Origin of the sequence: Chitinivorax sp. B (assembly GCF_005503445.1) — a bacterium.
Lineage (GTDB): Bacteria > Pseudomonadota > Gammaproteobacteria > Burkholderiales > SCOH01 > Chitinivorax.
Map to the genome: position 1 here is coordinate 1 of NZ_SCOH01000153.1, position 1,404 is coordinate 1,404.

The 1,404-nt window shown below is 48.3% G+C and carries 3 protein-coding genes; all 3 read left to right on the forward strand.

Features of this window, described 5'->3' with window-relative positions:
* The coding region (locus FFS57_RS25540; protein ID WP_171014220.1) for a hypothetical protein at nucleotides 1-572 on the forward strand (572 nt) is incomplete at its 5' end.
* 1 nt (nucleotide 573) lies between these two features.
* Nucleotides 574-1,128 (forward strand): hypothetical protein, encoded by a 555-nt coding sequence (locus FFS57_RS24975; protein WP_137940520.1) that lies wholly within the window; start codon nucleotides 574-576, stop codon nucleotides 1,126-1,128.
* A 1-nt stretch (nucleotide 1,129) separates the two neighbouring features.
* Nucleotides 1,130-1,404 (forward strand): hypothetical protein (locus FFS57_RS24980; protein WP_137940521.1); only part of this gene is annotated, 275 nt, incomplete at its 3' end.

A 1,404-nucleotide genomic window follows, 5' to 3' on the forward strand; every position in this document is an offset into this window, starting at 1 on the left:
ATCTGCGGGCGAACAATCTCCATGCAGAAACCTGGGCTACTATTGGTAACGGCGCACTGGGTGCTATTGGCAATATTGTGCCGGACATGGTCAACGGTGCTGCGTCATGGCTGGAGCGCTTTGCGCATACCAGTTCGGGCGCACTCGGTCGCATGGATTCTTGGGTGGCGCCGCGCAATGACGTAGCGAAGGAAGTGGCAGGCGACTTGCGTAATGTGGCAGGTGGGCTGTTGGCGATGACGCCGGTGAAATTTGGGAAGGCTGGAGTTGTTGCTGAGCAAGCAAAGTTTACAGAGGTCTCTTTTCCACCTAAACAAACAAGAAAGAGTGCAGCACAGGTCCACACTGATTTAACACCTGATCAGGCAATTGAAAACCTTGTGGCAAATGGTTATTCAAAAAACATGTCTAAAGACGGTACCGTTTCTATTTTAGAAAATGGTAATAAGACTTATAGATTTTATCCAAAATCAACAGGAGGGGGAGTTGCTGGAGCATCCAGTGGTATTCCCTCTGCATCTGTTGAAGTCGGTGGTAAGGTGGTTACTAAACTACGTTTTCCGGGGAAGTAATATGCTTAATAAAGATATATCGACATCAGGTTTGAATGTGTTAGACGTTATTCAACCGGATGTCGATCTTCCTGATTTTATCTTCACAAAGAAATTTAGCCGCTATTTTTTCTTTGATGCTGATTTTGGCACTTCTGATGAACATATTGATGTTGTTCAGGAGATATCAAGGCTGTGCTTTGATTCTGATTTCAAGGTTAATGTTTTCTCTAATCTGGACAAGTCCTATCAGGGAAGCCTAGGTGCTGATGGCAACTGGGTACAAAGTGTCAATGAGATTACTCGCCATATGCGTGATGACAGAGACTGTAGCGGGCTGCTGATGGTTGGCGGGAGTAAGCAGCTTGTACTGTTTCAAAAGCAACCAGTAGATATAGGTATTTTGGCGATTGATAGTGATAGGGACTTGATCGAGCTTTCGCAATTGATAAACGAATGTTTTTTTTGTTGCAAGGATATCTCCAATTGGCTTGGTAGAAAAACCAATAACGATATTGAATTGGTTGAAAGTATGGGTAGTGATTTTTTGACGGAGTTGGCAAGTAAGTATTGCTAAGTTGAACAAATCCCAAATCTTGCTAGGCGGCTTACTGGGTGCGGCCTGGCTGAATATGCTCAGCCCGCTGCAGGCCCATGGGGCGTTGGCACCGGTCCCGGCAGCCGTGTCGGAATTGGCGCGGTCGCGTGTGGTGCCCCCATCTGATGATGTGCTGGCCAATCGGCTGGATCATGAGCTGGCGCAGTTGCAGGCAGCATTGAATCGCCGGCGCCCGGCGATGGCGGCGTTCCTGCCGCTGCCAGCCGGCGCGGAGCAACCGCTGGATACCGCCAG